The following is a 23,257-nucleotide window of genomic DNA, read 5'->3' as shown; positions in this document are numbered from 1 at the left end:
AGCACGATTGCGTGCTGGTAGTTGCTGATGACGGATTGTGATCCGTCGGCGGATCTATCTTCGATTGATGATCTGCTCGAGCGTGGAGGCAATATCCTGTATCCGCTCTTTTTTGCTGCGGGGGATGACGTGGTCGGTATCGCAGTTGTCTCGCAGCAAGTCATGCCCGCGTTTACGCATGTTCTCCAGTTTATCTTGGGCGTCATCGCTGGAGGTCTCGGCGAGGGCTGTTTTCAACTGGCCGAGCCTTTCCCGTGCCGTCTGGAAAATCTTTGCTTCGGAGCCGACCATTTGCATGAAGTCGAGTTCCAGTGAGTGGAGCAAGTCGTGGGCTTCTTGGCCTTTGCGATGCTGTTGGCTGAATGCCTGATCCAGTGCTGTCACTACGGCGTCGAACTCCTTGTGCAGTTCTTTCTCTGCGGAGGATGGGCGATCCCACTCCTGCATGATTTCGTTCAGGCTTTTGCCGTAGTAGAGGATTTCTTCGCGGTTTTCCGAGCTGTAGGCGCTGATGCCTTCGTAGGGCAGGTCGTAGTCTTCAAGGTGTTGCTGGATTTCGTCGAGCACGTCCCGTAGGGCTGACAGCGGACGTAGATCTGCTTTGTTGAGTACCACGTACAGAGGGCGGTTATCGGCGTGGTTAACCAGAAACTCCAGATCGTTGGCTGGCAGGGTGCCGTTGCTGTCGAGGGCGACGAGCCAGATAACGGCGTGTGCCTCGCTTAGGGCGGCACTGGCAGTGCCTCGGTCGGCAAGAGTGTCGGCCGAGGCTGAGGCCGCGGGATCGTAGCCGGGCATATCGACAAAGGCCAGGTGCTCGAGGCTTGGCATGGACGACTCAATAACTACATGGGGCATGACGTCCTTGACGTTGAAACCCATGTTGGAAATGAAATCGTGGGTCAGCTCGGCATATTCCTCCCTAGACAGTTCAACATGTGCACCCTTGCTGGTATGTCCCTGGATGGAGAGCGCCGAGCCTGGCATCACATAGGTTGGTATAGCGGTCACCGGCTGGATACCTTTTGCCAGGAGCTGGGACTCTTCCTTACGCATGAAACTGGTGACGAAGGACGACTTGCCACTGCTGAATCCGCCGGCCACGGCGACCAGGAATTTGTTGCGCAGGGCCGGGGAGTGGCTCAGCAGCTCTACGTGCAGACCGATGGATTGACCCTGTTGCAGGGCCGCGGTAGTGATATCGGCGGGCAGTTCAAGGCGTTGTACGTCTTGGGCGAAACTCTCTGCTAGCCAGGTTTTTAGCTCCGCCAGCGCTGGGTTTTCTGCAGGTTTGCTGTTGAGGATGTTGCAGACCAGGCTGTAGCGCTTTTTGACCAGCTCGGCGTCTTCGCTCAGCTTACGGTGATCGCCACGCAGTTGCTCGTGATCCTCTTGCAGACTGAGTTGTGCTTCGAGTAAGGCGTTATGTGCTTGCTGAAGTTGTGCATGTTGTTCTTGCAGCGCGCCGAGGCAGGCAAGGGTCTGTTGCAGTTTGGTCAGGTGCTGTTCGGCTTGTTGGCGCAACTGTTCATGTTCGGTTTGCAACTGTTCATAAGCATTGTTGCGTGTGGCCAGGCGCTGCCCCAGCTCTGAATGGTCGTGACGTAACTGGCCGTGGGTTTCTTCCAGAGTGCTATGCAGGGCTTGTAGTTGGGTATGTGCGGCATCCAGTTGAGCGTGGATGGCTTGCAGTTTCTCAAGCTCGGCCTGCTGCTTTGCGTGTGTCTGAATCAGCAGATTGTGTTCGTTAGTGCGTTCGAGCAATTGCTGGGTCTGGTCGGTATGTTCCGTCTGCAACTTCGCTAGCGTGGCTTGCTGCTCTGTGTGCGCCTGAGTCAGCAGGTTGTGCTCGTGAGTGCGTTCGAACAATTGCCGGGTCTGCTCGGCATGTTCTGTTTGCAACTGCTGGTGAGAGGACTGCAACTGCCCCAGCTGCGTATTGGCAAGGCCCAGTTCGCCATTGATCTTCAGCAGTTCGGCCTCGCTGGCCTGAAGGTGAAGACGCATGCGAACACTGTGTTCGTCCGATTCTGCAACCTGCTGCTGTATGTCCAGCACCAGCGCCTTGCGGCCCCAGGGCCAGAGGCTTTTAAGGCGTTCCAGGCTCGGTGCAAGTTGGGGGAACAGCAGTTGCTCAGACATGCTGCAACTCCTTCAATTCGGCCAGGAGTTGGTCGTAGCGTTGCAGAGTCTGATCCCGGTGCTGAATCTGTTGCTTGATGCCGTTGAGATGGCTTTCGTAGTGAGCGAACAGCTTGCTGCCAATATCTGCATTTTCCAGGCGCGTACAAAACTCTCTGGTAATTCTTCCCGACTGCTCTCGGGCGTCGGCTTTGAGCTTACCGTTGTAGTAGCTCAGTGCCATTTCTTCGAACTCTCGTGCCTCGCTGCCTTTGAGCGTGCCGTTTTGCATAAGTGCTGATGGCAGTGGCGGCAGTGTCGGGGTGTCGAAGTATCTGAGATTCTTCACCGCCGCATGGACAGATTCGGCTAGACGCAGGCTGTCGATGTCTTTGTCTATCTTCTCTTCGGCGTTGCGCAGAGCTTCCAGAATGGCTTTTTCTAAGGTTGTAGTCAGTCCCTCGCGAGCATTGTTGACCTCTACTGTCAGAATTTCGGAAAATTCCGAGTGAACTTTTTGCAGGACATTACGGATTTCTGTGGCATTGATAGTTTTGACTGTCTCGCTGCGACTCTCTTTTCCGCCTACTCCAAAAAGCCTAGCCCCCCAGGCGACTAGCCCATCGCGGTCTACTTCATATGAGCGGGTATAGCTGCTCTTGGCGCTTGCCGTTGTCTGTTCAAGAACATTAATCCGTTTCTGTATCTCGCCGCCTATTCTGTTGGAAAGGCCGTCGGCGACTTTTTCGGCCGTAGTATCAACAGCTAGGTTGGTGACCCTGACGGCCCTAGAGCGGATTTTCTGGAGTTGCTCAAGCTGTGCTTCGAGGCTATCCGCCTTGGCATTTAGCAACTCGTCACGATTCTCTCCGACCACTTGCGGTGCTTGGGTGAGGCAGCGCTGCAAAGCTTGGCTCTGGCCTACGAGAAATGCGTCGATCTTCTCTTCGGTAATGCTCTGTTTGCGGTCAAGGACTAGCTCGAGCGTGTGTCGGCTCTGGCTGATACCGGCCATGGCTCCGAGCTGCTGGCTGGCTGCGCTCAGTGTTGTGCATTCCTCCGGGTAGTTGCGGCTCAGCAGGCCGCCGACATGGCGGGTGTTTTCGTCCCAGGATGCTTCTGGCTGGGTGGCGAGTGCGTAGGCGACGCTGGAGGTAACGACCAGACGTTTGCTCAACTGACGCTTCAGGGTATCCAGGCCGTGGTTACCGCTGGGAAGGGCTTCCAGGGTGTTTCTTGCCTGTTCCGCGAGCGTCCGGTGCAATCCCTCCAGTACGCTGTTCAGACGGCCGCCGTGTTTTTCCCGCTCGCTACCGAACATCTGCCCGTCTATCTGGCTGGCGACCAGAAACACCTCGCGTACGCCGTCTTTGTAGGCCAGGCGGCCCATTAGCTCCATGTCTTGCTGGTTGAGGAACTGACCGGAAGGGCTGACCACGAATACCACGTCGCAGCGATGCAACTCCTCCATGGTGCGCTCTTCACGGGAGCGGATGGGATCGTTGACGCCGGGGGTGTCCACGACATCCACGCCTTGCAGGGCGGGGAGCGGTAGATAGAGCGACAGGCATTTGGTGAAGGGGGTGAATTTGCCCTCTGCGCCGACGTAATCGCTCAGTCGTTGTTGCAGGTCGTCGATGTCATGCCCGTCGATGCGTTGTGGCTGGTTGTCGTGGGTGAGCAAGCCGCCAGCGGCCTCGATGCGTGCGTACATATCCTTGGCCCCACCCAGGCGCGGATCTGCGTTCAGCTCGTTGGTGATTTTCTTCTTGATCCGCTCGGGGTCGCTGACAGTAGTGGCCCTGGTTCCGGGCCGAGCCGCTTTCTCCTGAGCCTCTTTGACGGCTTTTTCAAGTAGCTGCTGGAAGCGCGCGTCGTATTCCTCGGCCAGTAGGTGCATATCTTCGACATCGGCCTGGGTGAAGTACTCCACCTCGGCATAGGGCTGCTCTTGCTGCGTATGCCGGAGTACGGTCAGCGAGGCGGTCATGGGCGTGGCAGCTTTGGGCAGTACATCCTTACCCTCGAACATCAGGGCATTGAGCAGAGATGACTTGCCCGCCTTGACCCGTCCGATAATACCGACGCGCAGATTGCGGCCTTCCTCGGCCATGGCCAGAGCGTCGTGGCGTAGGGTTTCAGGTTTGATCGGAGCCGCTTCGCTGTCAAAGATGCCGTCGGTGAAGCCGGGGCCGGGGTATCTGGCCACTATGTCGTTGAGCTTCTGCATGCGGCTGGTGAGTTGTTCGATGCGTTGTTCCAGAGTCATAGCGTGGCCTTGAGCGAAGGAGGGTACGGCTGGCAAAGGGCTACGAGCCGTACGAATGGTTCAAAGATGGGTTTGCGCCAGTGCTCGTAGTTCTGCGGTGGAGTCTTTCAGAAGGGCGATAAGGGCTTCCCGGTTGGCAGCACTGGCCTCCTGATTGAGCTGTTCGAGCACGTCTTTCTGTGCCTTGATCTGTTTGTCGAAGGCATCCGCGAGCATGCCCAAAGCCTGCTCCTGGGCTTGGCTCAGGAAAGTGGCGATCTCTGGGCGCAGCCGGCGTTCTACATCCGGTAGGAGTTGATCACGGATGGTTGTTTTGGCCTGTTCCAGCTTCTGCCCTTCACTGATACGTCCGAAGATGCCCCCAAGAATACTGGGTAGGAGGGCTGTTGCGACTTGAAGGATCGGGATAGGAATGAACCGGCCGGCAGCGATGGAGATCGTAGTCAAGGCACCTGTCGGCAGCCTGCTCTGCTTGCTATCGAGCATCGACAACAAGTTGGGTAGTAACTGTGCCTGTAAAGTACTCAGCAGGCTGTCCGTCCAGTTCTGTGACAGGTGCAGTTGGCAGTCCAGCGTGTTGTTGGTGCGTTGGCAGAAGTCCTGCACCATCTGCGCAGAGATGCCGTCGGTGGCAAGTTTCAGGCTGCTGGTCAGGCTGCTGCGTACCTCGTCGGAGATGATGCGGGAGAGATCGTCCTGGCTACGCAGGGCCGCTCGCGCCATATCGTCGATGGCACCTGCCAACTGGTTGCGAACATGATGCAGTACGTTGTTTACCTGCTCATCCAGGTTACCGTTGCGGGCTGCCTGATGTTGACGGTCGCGCTCTTTTTCCAAGCCATGTAGGGCTTGTTCCAGATCATTTATTTTGCGGGTGTTGCTGGCTTGATCATTTTGCAAGCTGCCAAGAGCGGTGCTCAGCAAGTTGTCCAGCGCGAGATTGTGTTGCTGTAGTACGGGTAGGAACAGTGAGCGAAACAGCTCGTCAGGTTCGATGTCGCTGAGCATATGTTCTATGTCGGCGTTATCGCTTTGGCTGACGGTGCAGACAATGCTGGGCAAACCTTCGTCTTCCAGTTGTTCGATGATGTAGTCACTGATGCCTTGCACATCGCTAAGCGGTTTCAGATCGGTCTTGTTGAGGCAAACGGAGAAGCTACGGCCGAGATGGCTGACCTCATCCATGTTGCGAAGGATTTGTTTGTGCAGTGATCCTTCTTCCACGCTGACCACGAACAGGTAATGGCAACCTTTACCGATGTAGTGAGCGATGGCTTTGTTGTGTGCGTCCAGTGGCGAGTTGAAACCTGGCATATCGACCAGCACTAAAGGGTGGAGCACCTTCAATGAGGGGCTGTCGATATACACGCGAACCAATTGAAGCTCGGCTGCCCGAGATTGGATCATTGATAGCTGATCAAGAGGAAATTCTTCACTATGGCCATCGTTGAATAGAGCTTCTAATCGTTCAGTGCTGGCATAGCGTAGCTCGCTGGGAATAGCAGTTTCCGGTCGAATATCTGTAGGCAGGATTTTGCGACCAATGATGGTGTTGAGCAGAGTAGACTTCCCTGCGCTAAATGCACCAACCACGGGTATCAATAGTTCTCGATTTTGAATTGCTTCCTGTAGTTCTAGAGTGCTTTGGGGCTCGTCAGGAATGCTCACGCTATTTGCTTTGATTTTTTCAGTTAGCTCTCGGGTGTTATGCAAGAGGTTTAGAAGGTGTTTTTGTGCTTTGAGCATGGAGATTCCGTATGCCAATCGGTTAGTAGAGCAGTGAGGGGCGGATCACGATTATCCCCAGCTCAGTAGGCGTGGGATGACCTATGGATGTTTGGGGCGAAGAAAGGGGCAGGCCGCCCCCTAACCAGCTATCGCTAAAATTCGACAACGATAGAGAGCTTCAATGCGGTTTGAGACTTCTCAAGAGATTTATTCACAACGCTTGCGTCAATACCGCCTTTGCATATTTTGCTCATGACTTTTAGTTTGGCCTTAGTGGACGCATCAAACATACGTTTCATATCCTGAGTAAGGTCAAGTGTAAAATCATGCCTGAGGAGCGTGTTTGATTTGATTCTGCGCATTTCGTACATGCTCCGGAACATGTCATCTTTGTGCAGGTCGTAGAACGTCAAGATTTCTTCGGCTGCAGCGAGATCAGGTTCGCCGCCAGTTGCTTCGGCTGCCAGGCTGAGGATCTTCTCGTTAATCGCGTTTTCTTCCTCACTTGTTTTCCGTTTGAATGAGGCATCGGCAGACACTACGGGTGCTTTTAGGCTTCCATCGACGTTGATGTCGGATTGATCCTGATTTTGAATGTGGATCTTTTCAATGTTCTTGACTGCTACCTTTTTTGCGCCCAATGCGATGCATAATTGAACCCAGATCCTGAATTTACGGGTTGCATGGTCACCAGCAAACTCGTCCAGAGGGCCAAATTGATTGGTGTAACCAGTTTTGGCGAGAACATTGCCTACGCGTATCTCGGTAGCTGGTACGTAGGTGATTAGCTCATTGATCTGTTGCGCAGAAAGATCAGGAATGACGATCATCCTACTGTCTATCTGTGGTGTCATGAAATTTTTGTATTCCACAATCGAGTCTTGTTTTAGATCTGCAAGCAGTTCATTGTCAACGAAGAATATTTTCTGCGTGTACGGCTCAATCATGGGATGTTCTCCGAGAGAAAATCAGGGTGTGAAGTGCTATTAACAATGACGGCCAGCGCATGACCTGCTTTAGGCGAGTAATGTCGTGCAATTGATCGGCAGAAAGTTCACGCCTCATCAGCTTGCTGCCGTCCTCTAGTGCGGCGGGGGCAAGCCGACGTTGATCGTCCCAAATATTGAATATCAAAATGACGGGGGCTAGGCGCCCGCTGTGATCTCGTGTCAAAGGCCTTACGGTTATAAGGCAGTCACCGTGATGACCTATTCGGCAATCGAGGCTGCTGGTACCAAGTCTCCAGTGCCGGCCATAGTTCGACAGACTATCATTGATTCGCAATAACGTAGCGCGTTCTGGTGCGTCGGTTTCTAATTCGCGGTATTCGCCGGGATCCTTGCTGCTCAAACATGGATTTTTTCCCGAGTTATCCAGGCTCTGCGCATACAAATAGACGTTGTTACGGCAGTTGTGCTGCGCAGTCATCGATAATGTCCTCAATCAAACGAGTAGCGCTGCTCGGATCTAGCAGGTTGGCAGCATAAAAATAGCCGGCCACCTTCCCGAGGTGCTCCCGGATTTCGCGCATACCGTCGTCCTGAAGGATTTTTTCTCTTACACGCGAGGGCTCGAAGTCTTTCCATTTCGAGTTATCCAAGTGTGCTCCAATTATATGGATGCGCTTACTTTCTTTATTGGATATTTTCAGTCTTTCCACCGTGTGTGCGATATCGGTTCTGACCTTGCGGAAATATTCTGTATCGTCAAATTTGGCCAGCGTTATTATGTAGAAAATGTGCTTCCTGGTCTCTATTTCGGTTAGCCAGTTATTTAGGCGGTCATCTCCTGCGGGCATGTCTAGCAGCTCCTGGATTTCATGGGGCTGTCCGTCGCGACTGGTAACTTTAAATTTGCTATAGCGCCTGATAGAAGATGTTTGTTCTTTTTTGTCAGAGGTCGGAGGGGCTCCACGTAAACAGGCAATGAATGTGGTCTTGCCTGCGTCTTGTTGGCCCCATATTGCGATATCTCCGAGGGATGCTTTAGTAGGCTTGTCTTCTTTGTCTCCGCTGCGTTTGTAGTAGGCGGTTGCCGCAGCGGCTAGGCTGGTTAATGCGACCCCGGCGATGATGAACGGAAGCATAATGTTTGCCTTTATCTAGGTTATGTTGCTGGCTGTAGTGGTAACACTGGTGGGCTCAGAGATTGCGTATGGTGTGTAAAGCTGCTCTAGCTTGGCCAATCGTCCCTGGATGGTGTCAACCCAGCTTTTCGGCTCCAGCACCCGCACGTTCTCCCCCAACCCAAACACCCACCAAAGCGTCTCCTGATCATCCGGCACCCTGGCGCGCAGGCGTTGCCAGTCGCTGCCTTCCAGTGGTTCCAGGCTTTGTTCCGGGCTCAGTGGGGTTTCTCCGAGTAACCAGGCGATCTGCGGGGAGACGTCGGCGATCAGTTCAACCTGCTCGATGGGGGCTGCGCTGTTGAGGTCCTGGCGGATGTAGTGGCTGATCTCGAAGTCAGGGCGTTCGCGTGCTGGCTCGCTTAAGGCTTCGGCCTGCTGGATGCGGTGCAGGGCGAATTGGCGCAGGTCGTCGTAGCCGTCGACGCTGGCGATCAGGTAGCTGATGGAGTGGCGCGAGATCAGGCCGGCTGGGTGCAGTAACAGCGGTTTGGTAGCGCCCTTGCTGCGGCTCAGGTAGTGAACGCGTAACTGCTTGCCTTCAAGTAGGGCGTTGGAGGCGTGTTGCCAGACGGTGTTGTCGATTTCGGCCGGCAACAGGGCTTTGCTGTTGGGTAGGGCACGCACGCGTTGTGCCCAGTGCGCGAGGCTGTTTTCGCTGTGGCTATTCAGGCTGTTGCGTGCCCTGTTGAATTGCGGTGCGAGCAGGTCGAGGACGCTTTGCGGCAGCAGGTTTTGCAGGTGGCTTTCGGCCAGGTACAGTGCCAGCGCTGTAGAGGGCTCCATGTCGCGCAGATCGATGGGCGCGTCTGGCGAGTGGCACCAGTGTTTGGCGCCGTGCTCTTTTTCGTCTTCGTTTTTGACCAGTAGGTTGAAGGGCGTGGAGAGTTTTTGCAGGTCGCGCTGAACTGTGCGCAAGTCGACCGAGAAGCCACGCTCGCAGAGTTTTTCATGCAGTGTGGAGGTGCTGTGGTAGCGGGGAAACTCAGGTATCAGACGCAGCAGATTGAAGAGTCTGAGCAGCGTGTCTTTTGCTTCTGGCATGACCAACGGCCTTGTCTTATTGATCCTTTCGCCGGTAATCCGGCGTCATGCTAGTGGCACTTTAACCCTGATTGATGGCTATGTGCTAGTTGGCTTTGCCAGGGGGCAGATAAGGATCGGTTGGCGATTAGCTGATTTTGCAGGGCATGCGCGACAAGCTGTGTCGCGCATGAGTGAGGACGGTATGGCGGGGTGCCTCTGGCAGCATCGAATCAGGTTCTGAATACACCCAACCCGCTTTTCAGGTTGCGTGCGGTGTTGCCCAGTTCGGCGGCGGAGTCGTTGATCGCGTCGACGTCCTGGCGGGTGTGTTCGAAGGCACTGCGCATCTCGCCCAGGCGCCCGGACATGTCGGCCACGGCGTGCTGGATGTGCGCGCTGCTGGTCAGCGCCTGTTCGACGTTGAGGTTCACTTCGGCCATCTGCCGCACCAGGGTGTCGAGGGCGTCCAAGGCTTCGTCGGCGTTGCCTGCCAGGACACGCGAGCGCTCGGCGGTGCTGCCCATGCGTTGGGCGATCTGGCGGATGGCGCCGGTGACCTGATCGATCACCTTGTGCGCGTCGGCCAGTACGCTCTGGGTCTGGCTGGCCAGCTTGCGCACTTCATCGGCGACCACGGCGAAGCCTCTGCCGGCCTCACCCGCACGTGCGGCTTCGATGGCTGCGTTGAGGGCCAGCAGGTTGGTCTGCTCGGAAATGCCGGCAATCATCTGCAGCACCTGGCCGATCTGCTGCGCTTCCTGGCTGAGGCGGTCGAGGTCGCCGGCCAGCTCGATGCTGGAGTGGGTGCTGCCGTGCACGTCGGCAATCAGCTTCTGCAGCTCCTGGTGGGCGCGGCTCAGTTCGGTACTGGTGCGCTCCAGATTCTGTCGCACCGCGCCAGCATGGCTGGAGGATTCGCCAGCAGCCTGCTGGATCGAGTGACCGTGTTGGTCGACATCGGCCAGTTGCTGGGCTGCCTGCTGGATCTGTTGGGTGATGTCGTCGGCTCGGTGCAGGAATGTCTCGGCCAGTTGCTGGTTGCTGTCTGCCATGCCCAACGCCCCGGACAGGGTTTGTCGCAGATCCTGCAGCAGGCCGGACAGACGAGTGCCCATCTGGCCGAGTTCGTCATTGTTGGTCACTGCCAGGGGGCGTGACAGGTCGCGGTTCTGCGCGATCTGGTTGAGCTGACCAGTGAGCTGGCGGATCGCCTGAACCAGCATTCGTGTGGCCAGCCAGGACAGCAGCAGGCCGACAGCCAATGTCACGGCACCGATCAGCAGCAGGCTGTGCAGGCTGTCGGTGATGGCTTGCTCGAGGCTGGTGAGCGTGACGTCCACGCCCACTACATAGGGCTGTCCGCTGGCGGTGCGCATCGGTAGGAAGATCGAGCGGAAGGTGCCGTAGCTGTCGGTGTATTCATCGAACTGTGCCTGGCCACTGCGTGCAGCCTGTATCACCGCGGGGCTGGCATCGGTGTATTGCTCCAGGTGCTCGCCGTAGATGCCGCCGGCGAGCTCCTGCTCGCTGGCGGCATCGGACAGGTAGAACACCTTGCCGGAGGCGTCGACCATCATGGTGTAGGCGAACTTCAGGTCGACTTCCTGAACGTACTGGCCCAGGTTGCGCACCTGTGCCATGTACTCGCCGTCCCGCAGGCCGTCGGTCGTACGCGCGCGTTCCAGATAGTCATTGCCAAGTAGGCGCGGTACCGCATGGGCCGCTGCGCGCAGGCGGTTGTCCATCTGCGCGCGAATGTCCTGGGATTTCACATACTGGGCGTAGCTGATGAAGGTGGCGATGCTAATCAGGTTGACCAGAGTGAAAGCCAGCAGAATCTTCGTCTGCAAGCTCAGGGAGCGCGGCGACAGCATGAAGTCAGTTCCATCTAGAGAAGTGTCTGGCCGTTCTTGCGACAGCCCCATCATTGTTTCGGAACAATCTGACACAACTTGAATGGCGAGTGGCCATGTCGCGAGAGAATTCTTGCTGCCTCCCTGTGGCTGCAATGGTCATGAAAAAGCCCCGGCGCTCGATGAGCGGCGGGGCTTTCTTCACTGCCCGGTGGGGCGACAGGCCAGCAGGCCGTAGGCTGCCAGCCCGATCACCAGCAGCAGGCTGAGCGTCATTACTCGCCCGCTACCTGGCGCAGCGCTTGTGCCGGGGTGTCGTCGAGGTTGTTGAGCATGCGCTCGCTGTACCAGTCGAGGAAGTTGATCACGCCGAACTCGTAGGTCTTGGAGTACGGGCCAGGCTGGTAGGCGGTAGAGTTGATACCACGCTGGTTTTCCTCGCCCAGACGGCGATCCTGATCGTTGGTGGCATCCCACACCTGGCGCAGGCGCGCCACATCATAGTCAACGCCCTCCACCGCATCCTTGTGTACCAGCCACTTGGTGATGACGATCGTCTCCTGGGCGCTGATCGGCCACACGGTGAAGTTGATCAGGTGATCGCCCATGCAGTGGTTCCACGAGTGCGGCAGGTGCAGGATGCGCATCGAGCCTAGATCCGGGTCGGTGATGCGGCCCATCAACTTCTTGCTGCCCTGCTTACCGTCCATGGTCATGGATACGGTGCCTTTGAGCAGCGGCATGCGCACGATGCGGTTACGCAGGCCGAAGCTGGCGTGGGCGTAGGGGATCTTGTCCCTATCCCAGCGGGTGGTGCACTCGGCGACCTGATCCTTGAACGCCTGGCTGGCACGCGGGTCGGTGACGTCGTCCCATTCCAGCAGGGTGTTGAGCAGCTCCGGGTGCGAGCCGTTGCAGTGGTAGCACTCGCGGTTGTTCTCGATCACCAGTTTCCAGTTGGCCTTCTCGTGCATGGTGCTCTGCACCGCGACCTTGGTGTTCTCCATGTCGTACGGCTCCATGTAGTGAGCCAGGGTCGCGAGGAACTCGTCGATGGCCGGCGGGTTTTCCGCCAGGCTGATGAAGATGAAGCCGCCAGCGGTCTTGCACTGCACGGGTTTCAGGCTGTAGTCCTTGAGGTCGAAGTCGGCGCCCATTTCGGTGCCGGCGAACAGCAGGCGGCCGTCCAGCTCATAGGTCCACTGGTGGTAGGGGCAGACCAACTTGGCCACTTTGCCCTTGTCGGAGACGCACAGGCGCGAGCCGCGGTGGCGGCAGACGTTGTGGAAGGCGTGAATCTGGCCTTCGGCGCCACGGATGACCAGGATCGGGTTGTCGCCGATCTGCAGGGTGAGGAAGTTGCCCTTGGCCGGGATCTCGCAGGTCATGCCGGCGATCAGCCATTCCTTATGGAAGATCTCTTGCATGTCGACCTGGAACAGGCGCTCGTCGTTGTAGAAGGGCTGCGGCAGCGAGAACGTATGGTCGCGTTCATGCAGCATCTGCGCAGTGGCCTTGCGGACGGGCTCCAGCGGGTCGCCCAGGCTCAGGTTTTGGGTGCAGTCCATGGTGGCTCCTCATTGGCGGGCGCTGTGCGCCTGCCGGAAAAAGTGGCTGTTACGGTTGTGCCGCAAGGTCTCGATCGTTCGCTGTCGCCTGCAATGGGCGAGCATGCTTGGTGAGGCGGAGTGTGGAGCCGGCAGAGGGGCAAACCTTATCCATGGGCGACATGGCCGAATGCGTTTCCGACGCGTCAGGCCCCGTGCTATCAGGCAGGTCGCGATAAGCATGCGGATGTCGCTGGCAGATAAATGACGAGCAGCTGCCTTTCGCACAATCCGTGACATATGGGCCGATATCCGGCCGCGTGGAGAGCCGTTCATGACCACCAACGCCTTCCTCAACCCGGTTACCACTCAGACCTGGACCAACGGCCGCCACCTGGTGCGTTGCGTCAAGGTGATCCAGGAAACCTGGGATGTGCGCACCTTCTGCTTCATGGCCGATCAGCCAGTGCTGTTCTTCTTCAAGCCGGGGCAGTTCGTCACCCTGGAACTGGAGATCGACGGCCAGCCGATCATGCGTTCCTACACAATTTCCAGTTCGCCTTCGGTGCCCTACAGCTTTTCCATCACCATCAAGCGGGTGCCGGGTGGCAAGGTATCGAACTGGCTGCACGACAACCTCAAGGAAGGCGACGAGGTGCCGGTGCACGGTCCGGTCGGGCTGTTCAACGCCATCGACTTCCCGTCCGACAAAGTGCTGTTCCTCTCCGGTGGGGTCGGCATCACGCCAGTGATGTCGATGGCGCGCTGGTTCTACGACACCAACGCCAATGTCGACATGGTCTTCGTGCACAGCGCCCGTTCGCCGAAGGACATCATCTACCAGCGCGAGCTGGAACACATGGCGGCGCGTATCAATAACTTCAGCTTGCACGTGATCTGTGAGAAGCATGGTCTGGGCGAAGCCTGGGCGGGCTATCGCGGCTATCTGAACAAGCCGATGCTGGAGTTGATCGCGCCGGACTACTTGGATCGGGAAATCTTCTGCTGCGGTCCGACGCCCTACATGAGCGCGGTCAAGCGCCTGCTCGAAGCCGCCGGCTACGACATGGCGCGTTATCACGAAGAGGCGTTCGGCCCGACGCCGCCGGAGATTCGTGCCGAGGTCAAGGAGCTGGCCGCCGAGGCTGCTGACGCACCGGAAGTCCCGATTGGTGAACTCAATCAGGTGGAATTCACCAGCACCGGCAAGAGCATCCGCGTGGTGCCCGGCGAGACCGTGCACGCAGCCGCCGCCAAACTTGGCCTGCATATTCCCAAGGCCTGTGGCATGGGCATTTGCGGCACCTGCAAGGTGATGAAAACCGCTGGCGAGGTGGAGATGGAGCACAACGGCGGCATCACCGACGAGGATGTGGCCGAGGGCTACATCCTGTCGTGCTGCAGCGTGCCAAAAGGGGATGTAGCGATCGATTATTGATCGCCATGGGATCTGTTTCCCCGGATTGAATCCGGGGTACGTCGCGGCTAGAGCTCCTTCCATGGAGCCCTATGCTGTGGGTCAGGCGCTCATCACCTCGCGGATATCGGCTGCCAACTGACGCACACGCGCTTCGTCGGTATCCCAGCTACACATGAAGCGCGCGCCACCGGCACCGATGAAGGTGTAGAAGCGCCAGCCGCGGGCGGTCAGGGCGGCGATGGCCGGCTCCGACAGTTGCAGGAACACGCCGTTGGCTTCTACCGGGAACATCAGGCTGACGCCCGGCACGTCCGCCACCAGGTTGGCCAGCAACTGCGCGCAGTGGTTGGCATGGTTGGCGTAGTTGAGCCAGACATCGTTCTGCAGGATGCCAACCCAGGGCGCGGACAGGTAACGCATTTTCGACGCCAGCTGGCCGGCCTGCTTGCAGCGATAGTCGAAGTCTTCGGCCAGATCCTTGTTGAAGAATACGATGGCCTCACCGACGGCCATGCCGTTCTTGGTGCCGCCGAAGCACAGCACGTCGACGCCGGCCTTCCAGGTCAGATCGGCCGGGCTACAGCCGAGGAAGGCGCAGGCATTGGAGAAGCGCGCACCGTCCATATGCAGGTGCAGGCCCAGCTCTTCGCAGACCTGGCTGATGGCGCGAACTTCTTCCGGACGGTACACGGTACCGACCTCGGTGGCCTGGGTGAGGGTGACTACGCGTGGTTTCGGGTAGTGGATGTCCTGGCGCTTGAGGGCGATTTCGCGGATCGCCTGCGGGGTCAGCTTGCCGTTCTCGGTCTTGGCCAGCAGCAATTTGGAACCGTTGGAGAAGAATTCCGGTGCACCGCACTCGTCGGTCTCGACGTGGGCGGTCTCCGAGCAGATCACGCTGTGGTAGCTCTGGCACAGCGAGGCCAGGGCCAGGGAGTTGGCGGCGGTGCCGTTGAAGGCGAAGAACACCTCGCAATCGGTCTCGAACAGGCGACGGAAGTGATCGGCGGCGCGCGCCGTCCACTCGTCATCGCCATAGGCGCGCTGGTGGCCCTGGTTGGCCTCGGCCATGGCGGCCCAGGCTTCGGGACAGATGCCGGAGTAGTTGTCGCTGGCAAATTGCTGGGCATTGTCGGGCATTGGCGCGTTCCTTCTGAAAAGCCTGCCGGCGGAGCTGCCGGCGAAAGGCGACACTTTACCCCCGGAGCGTTGCGCTGAACCTCCGTAGCGGCGACGAGTTGTTGTGTCGATGCGTACTGTCGGGTCGAAGTGTGGCCAACCGTTCGGCCTGCAGATGGAACTTGAGCTGTCTTGAGGGGTTCACACCTACCAGAGGGCGGCACTCGATCCGCCCTCCGCAATCAAGAGAAGGAGTTTCATATGACCTATCGTCACCTGCTCGCCCTTGCCCTGCCGCTGGCCGTGGCGCTGCCCGTTTCCGCCGCCGAGTGGTCGGCGCAGGCCAAGAACGAGTTCGTCCAGCAGTGCGTGGCTGGTGCCCCAGCAGGCTACGAAGATGCGCAACTGAAAGCCTATTGCGATTGTGCGGCCGACAAGGTTAGCGCTGAGTTCAGCGAGGCCGAGTTGCAGGAAATGAGTCGCCAGTCTCCGCCTGACCCTGCCATGCAGCAGCGCCTGGTGAATGCCTCCAGCAGCTGCGGAGAGAAACTCAAGCCATAAGTGGCTGAGTAAATAACGTGCGCTTGCGCCGGAGCCCCGCGGGCTCTGGCCTGGCGCCGGGTTTCCACAGGCAGTGCACAGTGGCGCCCACAGTATTTGTGCACAAGCCACGTCTATCTATTTGATCCTGTTCGATTTTTAGCCTTTTCCCTATAGGCCGCGGCAGCCCTGGCCGCAAGCGTTCGTCGAACAGCCTATGCACAGTTTCATCCACATCTTCTGTGCATATCCCCAAGCGGTTTTCCTTTCTTGCTCGTGTCGCTGGTGGATAAGCCAGGGTGGTGGTGCGGGTGTATGGATATTGAACGCAGCCCTGCATCGCAGTGAATGCAGGGCCGGCAGCAATCTGCTGACAGTTTTTCCACAGGCTAGTCCACGGCTTCTGTGTATGGCTGATGTTGTTAACTGGTTGATATCGATCAGGAAATAACCTTGTTGCGGGAGCCCCTGCCATTCCTGGGATCGGGCGTTGTATGCACGGCTTATCCACAGCTTGATCCCCGTGATTTGTGCGCAAACCGACGAGCTGATGTCGGTGCGCCTGATTGCGACAGGGGCATGTCGCAAACGAATGCTCTCGCGGCGTTGGCAGGCATTTGAGCGGGCAGGTGCGGCCCTACCATCGCTGCACAGGGCCTTGCTGGCCCGCCCGTCCAAGACCGCCGCCCACAGGCGCCGCAGGAGAACCGAGATGTTCAGCAAGCAGGATCAGATTCAGGGTTACGACGACGAGTTGCTCGCGGCGATCAATCAGGAAGAGCGCCGTCAGGAAGAGCATATCGAGCTGATCGCCTCGGAGAACTACTGCAGCCAGCGCGTGATGGAAGCGCAAGGCAGCGGCCTGACCAACAAGTACGCCGAAGGCTATCCGGGCAAGCGTTATTACGGTGGTTGCGAATATGTCGACAAGGTCGAGCAGTTGGCCATCGACCGCGCCAAGGCCCTGTTCGGCGCCGACTACGCCAACGTCCAGCCGCACTCCGGTTCCTCGGCCAACAGTGCCGTTTACCTGGCGCTGCTCAACGCCGGTGACACCATCCTCGGCATGAGCCTGGCCCACGGCGGTCACCTGACCCACGGTGCCAAGGTGTCGTCCTCGGGCAAGCTGTACAACGCCGTGCAGTACGGCCTGGACACCGCCACCGGCCTGATCGATTACGACGAGGTCGAGCGTCTGGCCGTGGAGCACAAGCCGAAGATCATCGTCGCCGGCTTCTCCGCCTACTCCAAGACCCTCGACTTCCCGCGTTTCCGCGCCATCGCCGACAAGGTCGGAGCGCTGCTGTTCGTCGACATGGCGCACGTCGCTGGCCTGGTCGCCGCCGGTCTGTACCCGAACCCGATTCCCTTCGCCGATGTGGTCACCACCACCACGCACAAAACCCTGCGCGGCCCGCGTGGCGGCCTGATCCTGGCCAAGGCCAACGAAGAGATCGAGAAGAAGCTCAACTCCGCGGTGTTCCCGGGTGCCCAGGGCGGCCCGCTGATGCACGTCATCGCCGCCAAGGCGGTGTGCTTCAAGGAAGCCATGGAGCCTGAGTTCAAGGCCTACCAGCAGCAGGTCATCGACAACGCCCAGGCCATGGCCAAGGTGTTCATCGAGCGCGGCTACGAGGTGGTCTCTGGCGGTACCGACAACCACCTGTTCCTGCTCAGCCTGATCAAGCAGGGCCTGACCGGCAAGGAGGCCGACGCTGCCCTGGGGCGTGCCGGCATCACCGTGAACAAGAACGCCGTGCCGAACGACCCGCAGTCGCCGTTCGTGACCTCGGGCATCCGTATCGGCACGCCGGCCGTCACCACCCGTGGCTTCAAGGTTGCCCAATGCCAGGCGCTGGCAGGCTGGATCTGCGACATCCTCGATCACCTCGGCGATGCCGATGTCGAGGCGCAGGTGGCCAAGCTGGTGGCCGGGCTGTGCGCGGACTACCCGGTGTATCGCTAAGCCAACCCTTTCTCTCGGCCCCTCTCGCGTAACGCTGAGAGGGGAGTAGAACCCTGGAGCATGCCCATGCAACGTTATTCCGGCTTCGGCCTGTTCAAGCACTCGTTCAGCCACCATGAGAACTGGCAGCGCATGTGGCGTAACCCGACGCCCAAGCCGGTGTACGACGTGGTCATCGTCGGCGGTGGCGGCCACGGCCTGGCCACCGCCTATTACCTAGCCAAGGAATTCGGCGTGAAGAACGTCGCGGTGGTGGAAAAGGGCTGGCTCGGCGGCGGTAACACCGCGCGCAACACCACCATCGTGCGTTCCAACTACCTGTGGGACGAGTCCGCGCAGCTCTACGAGCACGCCATGAAGCTGTGGGAAGGGTTGTCGCAGGACATCAACTACAACGTCATGTTCTCCCAGCGTGGCGTCTACAACCTCTGCCACACCCTGCAGGACATGCGTGATGCCGAGCGTCGCGTCAGCGCCAACCGCCTCAACGGCGTGGACGGCGAGCTGCTCGATGCCAAGCAGGTCGAGGCGGAGATTCCCTACCTCGACTGCAGCAAGAACACCCGCTACCCGATCATGGGCTCCACCGTGCAGCGTCGCGGTGGCGTTGCCCGTCACGACGCCGTGGCCTGGGGCTACGCACGTGCCGCCGATGCTTTGGGCGTCGACCTGATCCAGAACACCGAGGTGATCGGTTTCCGCAAGCAGAACGGCGCGGTGATCGGTGTGGAAACCAACAAGGGCTTCATCGGCGCCAAGCGCGTCGGCGTGGTCACCGCCGGTAATTCCGGGCACATGGCGGGGCTTGCCGGCTTCCGTCTGCCGCTGGAATCCCACCCGCTGCAGGCGCTGGTGTCCGAACCGATCAAGCCGATCATCGACAGCGTGATCATGTCCAACGCCGTGCATGGCTACATCAGCCAGTCGGACAAGGGCGACCTGGTCATCGGTGCCGGTATCGACGGCTACAACGGCTATGGCCAGCGCGGTTCCTACCCGACCATCGAGCACACCCTGCAGGCCATCGTCGAGATGTTCCCGGTGCTCTCGCGGGTACGCATGAACCGCCAGTGGGGCGGCATCGTCGACACCTGCCCGGACGCCTGCCCGATCATCTCCAAGACCCCGGTGGACAACCTGTTCTTCAACTGCGGCTGGGGCACCGGTGGTTTCAAGGCCACGCCGGGTTCGGGTCATGTGTTCGCCGCCAGCCTGGCCAAGGGCGAGATGCACCCGCTGGCCAAGCCGTTCTCCATCGACCGTTTCCACACTGGCGCACTGATCGACGAGCACGGCGCCGCTGCCGTGGCTCACTAAAAGCGCGCGTAGCGCAAAGCTGATGACCCTCTCCCGCTTGCGGGAGAGGGTGCCCGAAGGGCGGGAGAGGGTGCTGAGTTCGGCACCGCAGCTCCCAGTAACTGACTCGGGGGATGGCGTGCATAGAGCAGCCCTCTCCCCCAGCCCCTCTCCCGCAAGCGGGAGAGGGGAGTAAAGCAAGCGGAGGCTCCACCATGCTGCACATCTTCTGCCCCTACTGTGGCGAATTGCGCTCCGAAGAGGAATTCCACGCCAAGGGCCAGGCGCACATCGCCCGCCCGCTCGACCCCGATGCCTGCAGTGATGCCGAGTGGGGCGAGTACATGTTCTTCCGCGACAACCCGCGCGGCATCCATCATGAGCTGTGGGTGCACGCGGCCGGTTGCCGCAAGTATTTCAACGTCACCCGCCACACCGTGACCTACGAGATCCTCGAGACCTACAAGGTCGGCGAGAAGCCCTCGGTCACTGCCGCCGCGGCCACCGACAAGCAAGCCGTGGTAGAAGGAGTAACGGCATGAGCCAGGTCAATCGTCTTGCCAAGGGCGGTCGCATCGACCGCAGCCAGCCGCTGAGTTTCACCTTCAACGGCCAGACCTATCAGGGCTTCGCCGGCGACAGCCTGGCCGCCGCTCTGCTGGCCAATGGTGTGGATATCGTCGGTCGCAGCTTCAAGTATTCGCGGCCGCGCGGCATCGTCGCCGCAGGTGCGGAAGAGCCCAACGCCGTGCTGCAGATCGGTTCCACCGAAGCCGCGCAGATCCCCAACGTGCGTGCCACCCAGCAGGCGCTGTACAGCGGCCTGGTGGCCAGCAGCACCAACGGCTGGCCGAGCGTCAACACCGACCTGATGGGCATTCTTGGCAAGGTCGGCGGCGGCATGATGCCGCCCGGTTTCTACTACAAGACCTTCATGTATCCGCAGAACCTGTGGATGACCTACGAGAAGTACATCCGCAAGGCCGCAGGCCTGGGTCGTTCGCCCACCGAGGTCGACCCGGACATCTACGACCAGCTCAACCAGCACTGCGACGTATTGATCGTCGGTGCCGGCCCTGCCGGTCTCGCCGCTGCGCTGGCTGCCGGTCGTAGCGGTGCGCGGGTGATCCTCGCCGATGAACAGGAAGAGTTCGGCGGCAGCCTGCTCGATACCCGCGAAACCCTCGATGGCAAGCCCGCCGCCGACTGGGTGGCGCAGGCCATCGCCGAGTTGAAGACGCTGCCGGAAGTGACCCTGCTGCCGCGCGCCACGGTCAACGGTTACCACGACCACAACTTCCTCACCATCCACCAGCGTCTGACCGATCACCTCGGTGAAGTCGCACCGATGGGCCAGGCCCGCCAGCGTATGCACCGCGTCCGCGCCAAGCGCGTGGTATTGGCCAGCGGTGCCCATGAGCGGCCGCTGGTGTACGCCAACAACGATGTGCCCGGCAACATGCTGGCTGGCGCCGTGTCGACCTACGTACGCCGTTATGGTGTGGCGCCAGGGCAGGAACTGGTGCTGTCGACCAACAACGATTATGCCTACCGCGTAGTACTCGACTGGCTCGATGCCGGCCGCAAGGTCGTGGCTGTCGCCGATGCGCGCAGCAATCCGCGTGGCGCCTGGGTCGAGGAAGCACGTGCACGTGGCGTGCGCATTCTCACCGGCAGTGCGGTGATCGAGGCGCGCGGCAGCAAGCGCGTGACTGGCGCGCGTATCTGCGCCATCGACGTCAAGGCTCACAAGGTCACCAGCCCCGGTGAAGTGGTCGACTGCGACCTGATCGTCAGCTCCGGTGGTTACAGCCCGGTGGTGCACCTGGCTTCGCACCTGGGCGGTCGCCCAGAGTGGCGCGAGGACATCCTTGGCTTCGTGCCGGGCCCTGGCAACGGCATTCAGCAACGTGTCGATGCCGGCGCGGTGAACGGTGTGTTCACCCTCGGTGACGTGCTCGCCAATGGTTTCGAGGCAGGCGCCAAGGCGGCTGCCGATACCGGTTACAAGGCCGTCAGTGGCAGCCTGCCGAAGGTCGAAGCGCGTCAGGAGGAGGCGACTCTGGCGCTGTTCCAAGTGCCGCACGACAAGCCCACGGCACGTGCACCCAAGCAGTTCGTCGACCTGCAGAACGACGTCACCGCCGCCGGTATCGAGCTGGCGACGCGTGAAGGCTTCGAGTCGGTCGAGCACGTCAAACGCTACACCGCACTGGGCTTCGGCACCGACCAGGGCAAGCTGGGCAATATCAACGGCCTGGCCATCGCCGCGCGCTCGATGGGCATCAGCATCGTGCAGATGGGCACCACCATGTTCCGTCCGAACTACACGCCGGTGACTTTCGGCGCCGTGGCTGGGCGGCACTGTGGCGCACTTTTCGATGCCAAGCGCTACACCGCGATGCAGGCCTGGCATGTGAAGAACGGCGCCGAGTTCGAGGACGTTGGCCAGTGGAAGCGCCCCTGGTACTTCCCGAAAAAGGGTGAGGATCTGCATGCCGCCGTGGCGCGTGAGTGCCTGGCCGTGCGCAACAGCGTGGGTATCCTCGATGCTTCCACCCTGGGCAAGATCGACATTCAGGGCCCGGATGCGCGTGAGTTCCTCAACCGCGTCTACACCAACGCTTGGACCAAGCTGGACGTAGGCAAGGCGCGCTACGGCCTGATGTGCAAGGAAGACGGCATGGTCTTCGACGACGGCGTCACCGCCTGCCTGGCCGACAACCATTTCGTCATGACCACCACCACCGGCGGCGCTGCCCGCGTGATGGAGTGGCTGGAGATCTACCACCAGACCGAATGGCCGGAGTTGAAGGTGTACTTCACCTCGGTCACCGACCACTGGGCGACCATGACCCTGTCCGGCCCCAACAGCCGCAAGCTGCTGGCCAAGGTCACCGATATCGACCTGGACAAGGACGCCTTCCCCTTCATGAGCTGGAAGGAAGGTCTGGTCGGTGGCGTACCGGCGCGGGTGTTCCGCATCTCCTTCACTGGTGAGCTGAGCTACGAGGTCAACGTGCAGGCCGACTACGCTCTGGGCGTGTGGGAGCAGATCATCGAAGCCGGCAAGGAGTTCGACCTGACGCCCTACGGCACCGAGACCATGCACGTACTGCGTGCCGAGAAAGGCTTCATCATCGTTGGCCAGGACACCGATGCCTCGGTGACCCCGGACGACCTCAACATGGGCTGGTGCGTTGGTCGCACTAAACCTTTCTCCTGGATCGGCAAGCGCGGCATGAACCGCGACGACTGCCTGCGCGAAGACCGCAAGCAGCTGGTGGGGCTCAAGCCAATCGACCCGAACAAGGTGCTGCCGGAAGGTGCGCAACTGGTGTTCGACCCGAAACAAACCATCCCGATGCAGATGGTCGGTCACGTCACCTCCAGCTACATGAGCGCGGCGATGGGTTACAGCTTCGCCATGGCGGTGGTCAAGGGTGGCCTCAAGCGCATGGGCGAGCGTGTATTCGCGCCGCTGGCCGATGGCAGTCTGATCGAAGCCGAAATCTGCAGCTCCGTGTTCTATGACCCGAAAGGGGATCGCCAGAATGTCTAACGTCAACGTCTACCAACAACGCCCCGTCGATATCGCCGGGCAGTCTCCGCTGCACCATGCCGGCCTGCACGAGCTGGTCGGCAAGGGCCGCAAGAACGCCGGCATCACCCTGCGCGAGAAGAAGCTGCGCGGGCACCTGGTGATCCGTGGCGATGCCAGGGATGCCGCCTTCTCCGGTGCTGTACACAAGGCCCTGGGCCTGGAGCTGCCGGTGGCGCTGACCCTGGTAGCCGACGGTGATACCTCGTTGCAGTGGCTGGGTCCGGATGAATGGCTGCTGATCGTGCCCGGTGGCAGTGAATTCGAGGTCGAGCGCCGACTGCGCGCGGCGCTGGATGGTCAGCATATCTCGGTGGTCAACGTCAGCGGCGGGCAGACCCTGCTGGAGTTGTCCGGGCCGAAAGTGCGCGAGCTGCTGATGAAGTCCACCAGCTATGACGTGCATCCGAGCAACTTCCCGGTCGGCAAGGCGGTGGGCACCGTGTTCGCCAAGTCGCAGCTGGTGATTCGCCATACCGGCGAAGACACCTGGGAGCTGGTGATCCGCCGCAGCTTCTCCGACTACTTCTGGCTGTGGCTGCAGGACGCCAGCGCCGAGTACGGCCTCGCCGTCGAGGCCTGATACCCGTAGGGCGGACGACGCTGTTTTCGTCCGCCATGACGCGGGGGCCGCGAGGCGAAGCGT

The 23,257-nt window shown here is 59.8% G+C and carries 17 protein-coding genes; 7 read left to right on the top strand and 10 right to left on the bottom strand.

Annotated elements, in window-relative coordinates:
* Positions 1–54 precede the first annotated feature (54 nt).
* From HS968_RS23315 to gbcA, 9 genes are all read right to left on the bottom strand, one after another.
* Positions 55–2,142, bottom strand: coding sequence for a dynamin family protein (locus HS968_RS23315; RefSeq protein WP_182368882.1), 2,088 nt, complete (start codon positions 2,140–2,142; stop codon positions 55–57).
* Positions 2,135–4,390: a dynamin family protein gene (locus HS968_RS23310; RefSeq protein WP_182368881.1), complete on the bottom strand. Its 2,256-nt coding sequence runs from the start codon at positions 4,388–4,390 to the stop codon at positions 2,135–2,137. Before HS968_RS23310 ends, HS968_RS23315 begins: the two co-directional genes overlap by 8 nt.
* Positions 4,391–4,450: 60 nt before the next feature.
* Complete coding sequence (locus tag HS968_RS23305) at positions 4,451–6,136, bottom strand: dynamin family protein (RefSeq protein WP_182368879.1); 1,686 nt, start codon at positions 6,134–6,136, stop codon at positions 4,451–4,453.
* Between the two features lie 134 nt (positions 6,137–6,270).
* The gene (locus HS968_RS23300) at positions 6,271–7,065 is read right to left on the bottom strand and encodes a hypothetical protein (protein WP_182368878.1); all 795 of its coding nucleotides are present in this window, start codon (positions 7,063–7,065) and stop codon (positions 6,271–6,273) included.
* Positions 7,058–7,546, bottom strand: a complete 489-nt coding sequence (locus HS968_RS23295) for a hypothetical protein (protein WP_182368877.1) — start codon at positions 7,544–7,546, stop codon at positions 7,058–7,060. Before HS968_RS23295 ends, HS968_RS23300 begins: the two co-directional genes overlap by 8 nt.
* Complete coding sequence (locus tag HS968_RS23290; protein ID WP_182368876.1) at positions 7,521–8,204, bottom strand: P-loop NTPase family protein; 684 nt, start codon at positions 8,202–8,204, stop codon at positions 7,521–7,523. Before HS968_RS23290 ends, HS968_RS23295 begins: the two co-directional genes overlap by 26 nt.
* 15 nt (positions 8,205–8,219) lie before the next feature.
* A complete protein-coding gene (locus HS968_RS23285) occupies positions 8,220–9,287 on the bottom strand; it encodes a helix-turn-helix transcriptional regulator (RefSeq protein WP_182368874.1) in 1,068 nt (355 codons plus the stop codon).
* Between the two features lie 212 nt (positions 9,288–9,499).
* Positions 9,500–11,143, bottom strand: coding sequence for a methyl-accepting chemotaxis protein (locus tag HS968_RS23280; protein WP_182368873.1), 1,644 nt, complete (start codon positions 11,141–11,143; stop codon positions 9,500–9,502).
* A gap of 254 nt (positions 11,144–11,397) precedes the next feature.
* A complete protein-coding gene (gbcA, locus tag HS968_RS23275; RefSeq protein WP_119694237.1) occupies positions 11,398–12,690 on the bottom strand; it encodes a glycine-betaine demethylase subunit GbcA in 1,293 nt (430 codons plus the stop codon).
* A gap of 313 nt (positions 12,691–13,003) precedes the next feature.
* Here gbcA and gbcB point away from each other — a divergent pair, with 313 nt between their 5' ends.
* A complete protein-coding gene (gene gbcB / locus HS968_RS23270) occupies positions 13,004–14,107 on the top strand; it encodes a glycine-betaine demethylase subunit GbcB (RefSeq protein WP_182368872.1) in 1,104 nt (367 codons plus the stop codon).
* Positions 14,108–14,188: 81 nt separating this feature from the next.
* On the opposite strand, the gene HS968_RS23265 is transcribed toward gbcB, so the two are convergent.
* Complete coding sequence (locus tag HS968_RS23265; RefSeq protein WP_106738502.1) at positions 14,189–15,229, bottom strand: threonine aldolase family protein; 1,041 nt, start codon at positions 15,227–15,229, stop codon at positions 14,189–14,191.
* A 240-nt stretch (positions 15,230–15,469) separates the two neighbouring features.
* On the opposite strand from HS968_RS23265, the gene HS968_RS23260 reads away from it, so the two are divergent.
* From HS968_RS23260 to HS968_RS23235, 6 genes are all read left to right on the top strand, one after another.
* A complete protein-coding gene (locus HS968_RS23260; RefSeq protein ID WP_179622818.1) occupies positions 15,470–15,769 on the top strand; it encodes a hypothetical protein in 300 nt (99 codons plus the stop codon).
* A 691-nt stretch (positions 15,770–16,460) separates the two neighbouring features.
* Entirely contained in the window at positions 16,461–17,714 is a 1,254-nt protein-coding gene (gene glyA / locus HS968_RS23255) for a serine hydroxymethyltransferase (RefSeq protein ID WP_059392327.1), read from the top strand.
* 66 nt (positions 17,715–17,780) lie between these two features.
* Positions 17,781–19,031 carry a sarcosine oxidase subunit beta family protein gene (locus tag HS968_RS23250; RefSeq protein WP_119694241.1) on the top strand — a complete coding sequence of 417 codons (1,251 nt, stop codon included), beginning with the start codon at positions 17,781–17,783 and terminating at the stop codon, positions 19,029–19,031.
* 194 nt (positions 19,032–19,225) lie between these two features.
* Positions 19,226–19,552, top strand: a complete 327-nt coding sequence (locus HS968_RS23245; protein WP_064495107.1) for a sarcosine oxidase subunit delta — start codon at positions 19,226–19,228, stop codon at positions 19,550–19,552.
* Positions 19,549–22,572 (top strand): sarcosine oxidase subunit alpha, encoded by a 3,024-nt coding sequence (locus HS968_RS23240; protein WP_182368871.1) that lies wholly within the window; start codon positions 19,549–19,551, stop codon positions 22,570–22,572. The genes HS968_RS23245 and HS968_RS23240 overlap by 4 nt, the downstream gene beginning before the upstream one ends.
* Positions 22,565–23,194, top strand: coding sequence for a sarcosine oxidase subunit gamma (locus HS968_RS23235; RefSeq protein WP_182368869.1), 630 nt, complete (start codon positions 22,565–22,567; stop codon positions 23,192–23,194). Before HS968_RS23240 ends, HS968_RS23235 begins: the two co-directional genes overlap by 8 nt.
* Positions 23,195–23,257: the final 63 nt, after the last annotated feature.

It is taken from the genome of Pseudomonas berkeleyensis (assembly GCF_014109765.1).
GTDB classification, from domain to species: Bacteria; Pseudomonadota; Gammaproteobacteria; order Pseudomonadales; family Pseudomonadaceae; genus Aquipseudomonas; species Aquipseudomonas berkeleyensis.
The sequence above is the reverse complement of the archived record's forward strand: the minus strand, read 5'-3'. Positions and strand labels throughout refer to the sequence as shown.

Coding starts and splice junctions, on each gene's coding strand:
- HS968_RS23315 (WP_182368882.1), bottom strand. CDS start 2,142: ATGTCTGAGCAACTGCTGTTCCCCCAACTTGCACCGAGCCTGGAACGC.
- HS968_RS23310 (WP_182368881.1), bottom strand. CDS start 4,390: ATGACTCTGGAACAACGCATCGAACAACTCACCAGCCGCATGCAGAAG.
- HS968_RS23305 (WP_182368879.1), bottom strand. CDS start 6,136: ATGCTCAAAGCACAAAAACACCTTCTAAACCTCTTGCATAACACCCGA.
- HS968_RS23300 (WP_182368878.1), bottom strand. CDS start 7,065: ATGATTGAGCCGTACACGCAGAAAATATTCTTCGTTGACAATGAACTG.
- HS968_RS23295 (WP_182368877.1), bottom strand. CDS start 7,546: ATGACTGCGCAGCACAACTGCCGTAACAACGTCTATTTGTATGCGCAG.
- HS968_RS23290 (WP_182368876.1), bottom strand. CDS start 8,204: ATGCTTCCGTTCATCATCGCCGGGGTCGCATTAACCAGCCTAGCCGCT.
- HS968_RS23285 (WP_182368874.1), bottom strand. CDS start 9,287: ATGCCAGAAGCAAAAGACACGCTGCTCAGACTCTTCAATCTGCTGCGT.
- HS968_RS23280 (WP_182368873.1), bottom strand. CDS start 11,143: ATGCTGTCGCCGCGCTCCCTGAGCTTGCAGACGAAGATTCTGCTGGCT.
- gbcA (WP_119694237.1), bottom strand. CDS start 12,690: ATGGACTGCACCCAAAACCTGAGCCTGGGCGACCCGCTGGAGCCCGTC.
- gbcB (WP_182368872.1), top strand. CDS start 13,004: ATGACCACCAACGCCTTCCTCAACCCGGTTACCACTCAGACCTGGACC.
- HS968_RS23265 (WP_106738502.1), bottom strand. CDS start 15,229: ATGCCCGACAATGCCCAGCAATTTGCCAGCGACAACTACTCCGGCATC.
- HS968_RS23260 (WP_179622818.1), top strand. CDS start 15,470: ATGACCTATCGTCACCTGCTCGCCCTTGCCCTGCCGCTGGCCGTGGCG.
- glyA (WP_059392327.1), top strand. CDS start 16,461: ATGTTCAGCAAGCAGGATCAGATTCAGGGTTACGACGACGAGTTGCTC.
- HS968_RS23250 (WP_119694241.1), top strand. CDS start 17,781: ATGCAACGTTATTCCGGCTTCGGCCTGTTCAAGCACTCGTTCAGCCAC.
- HS968_RS23245 (WP_064495107.1), top strand. CDS start 19,226: ATGCTGCACATCTTCTGCCCCTACTGTGGCGAATTGCGCTCCGAAGAG.
- HS968_RS23240 (WP_182368871.1), top strand. CDS start 19,549: ATGAGCCAGGTCAATCGTCTTGCCAAGGGCGGTCGCATCGACCGCAGC.
- HS968_RS23235 (WP_182368869.1), top strand. CDS start 22,565: ATGTCTAACGTCAACGTCTACCAACAACGCCCCGTCGATATCGCCGGG.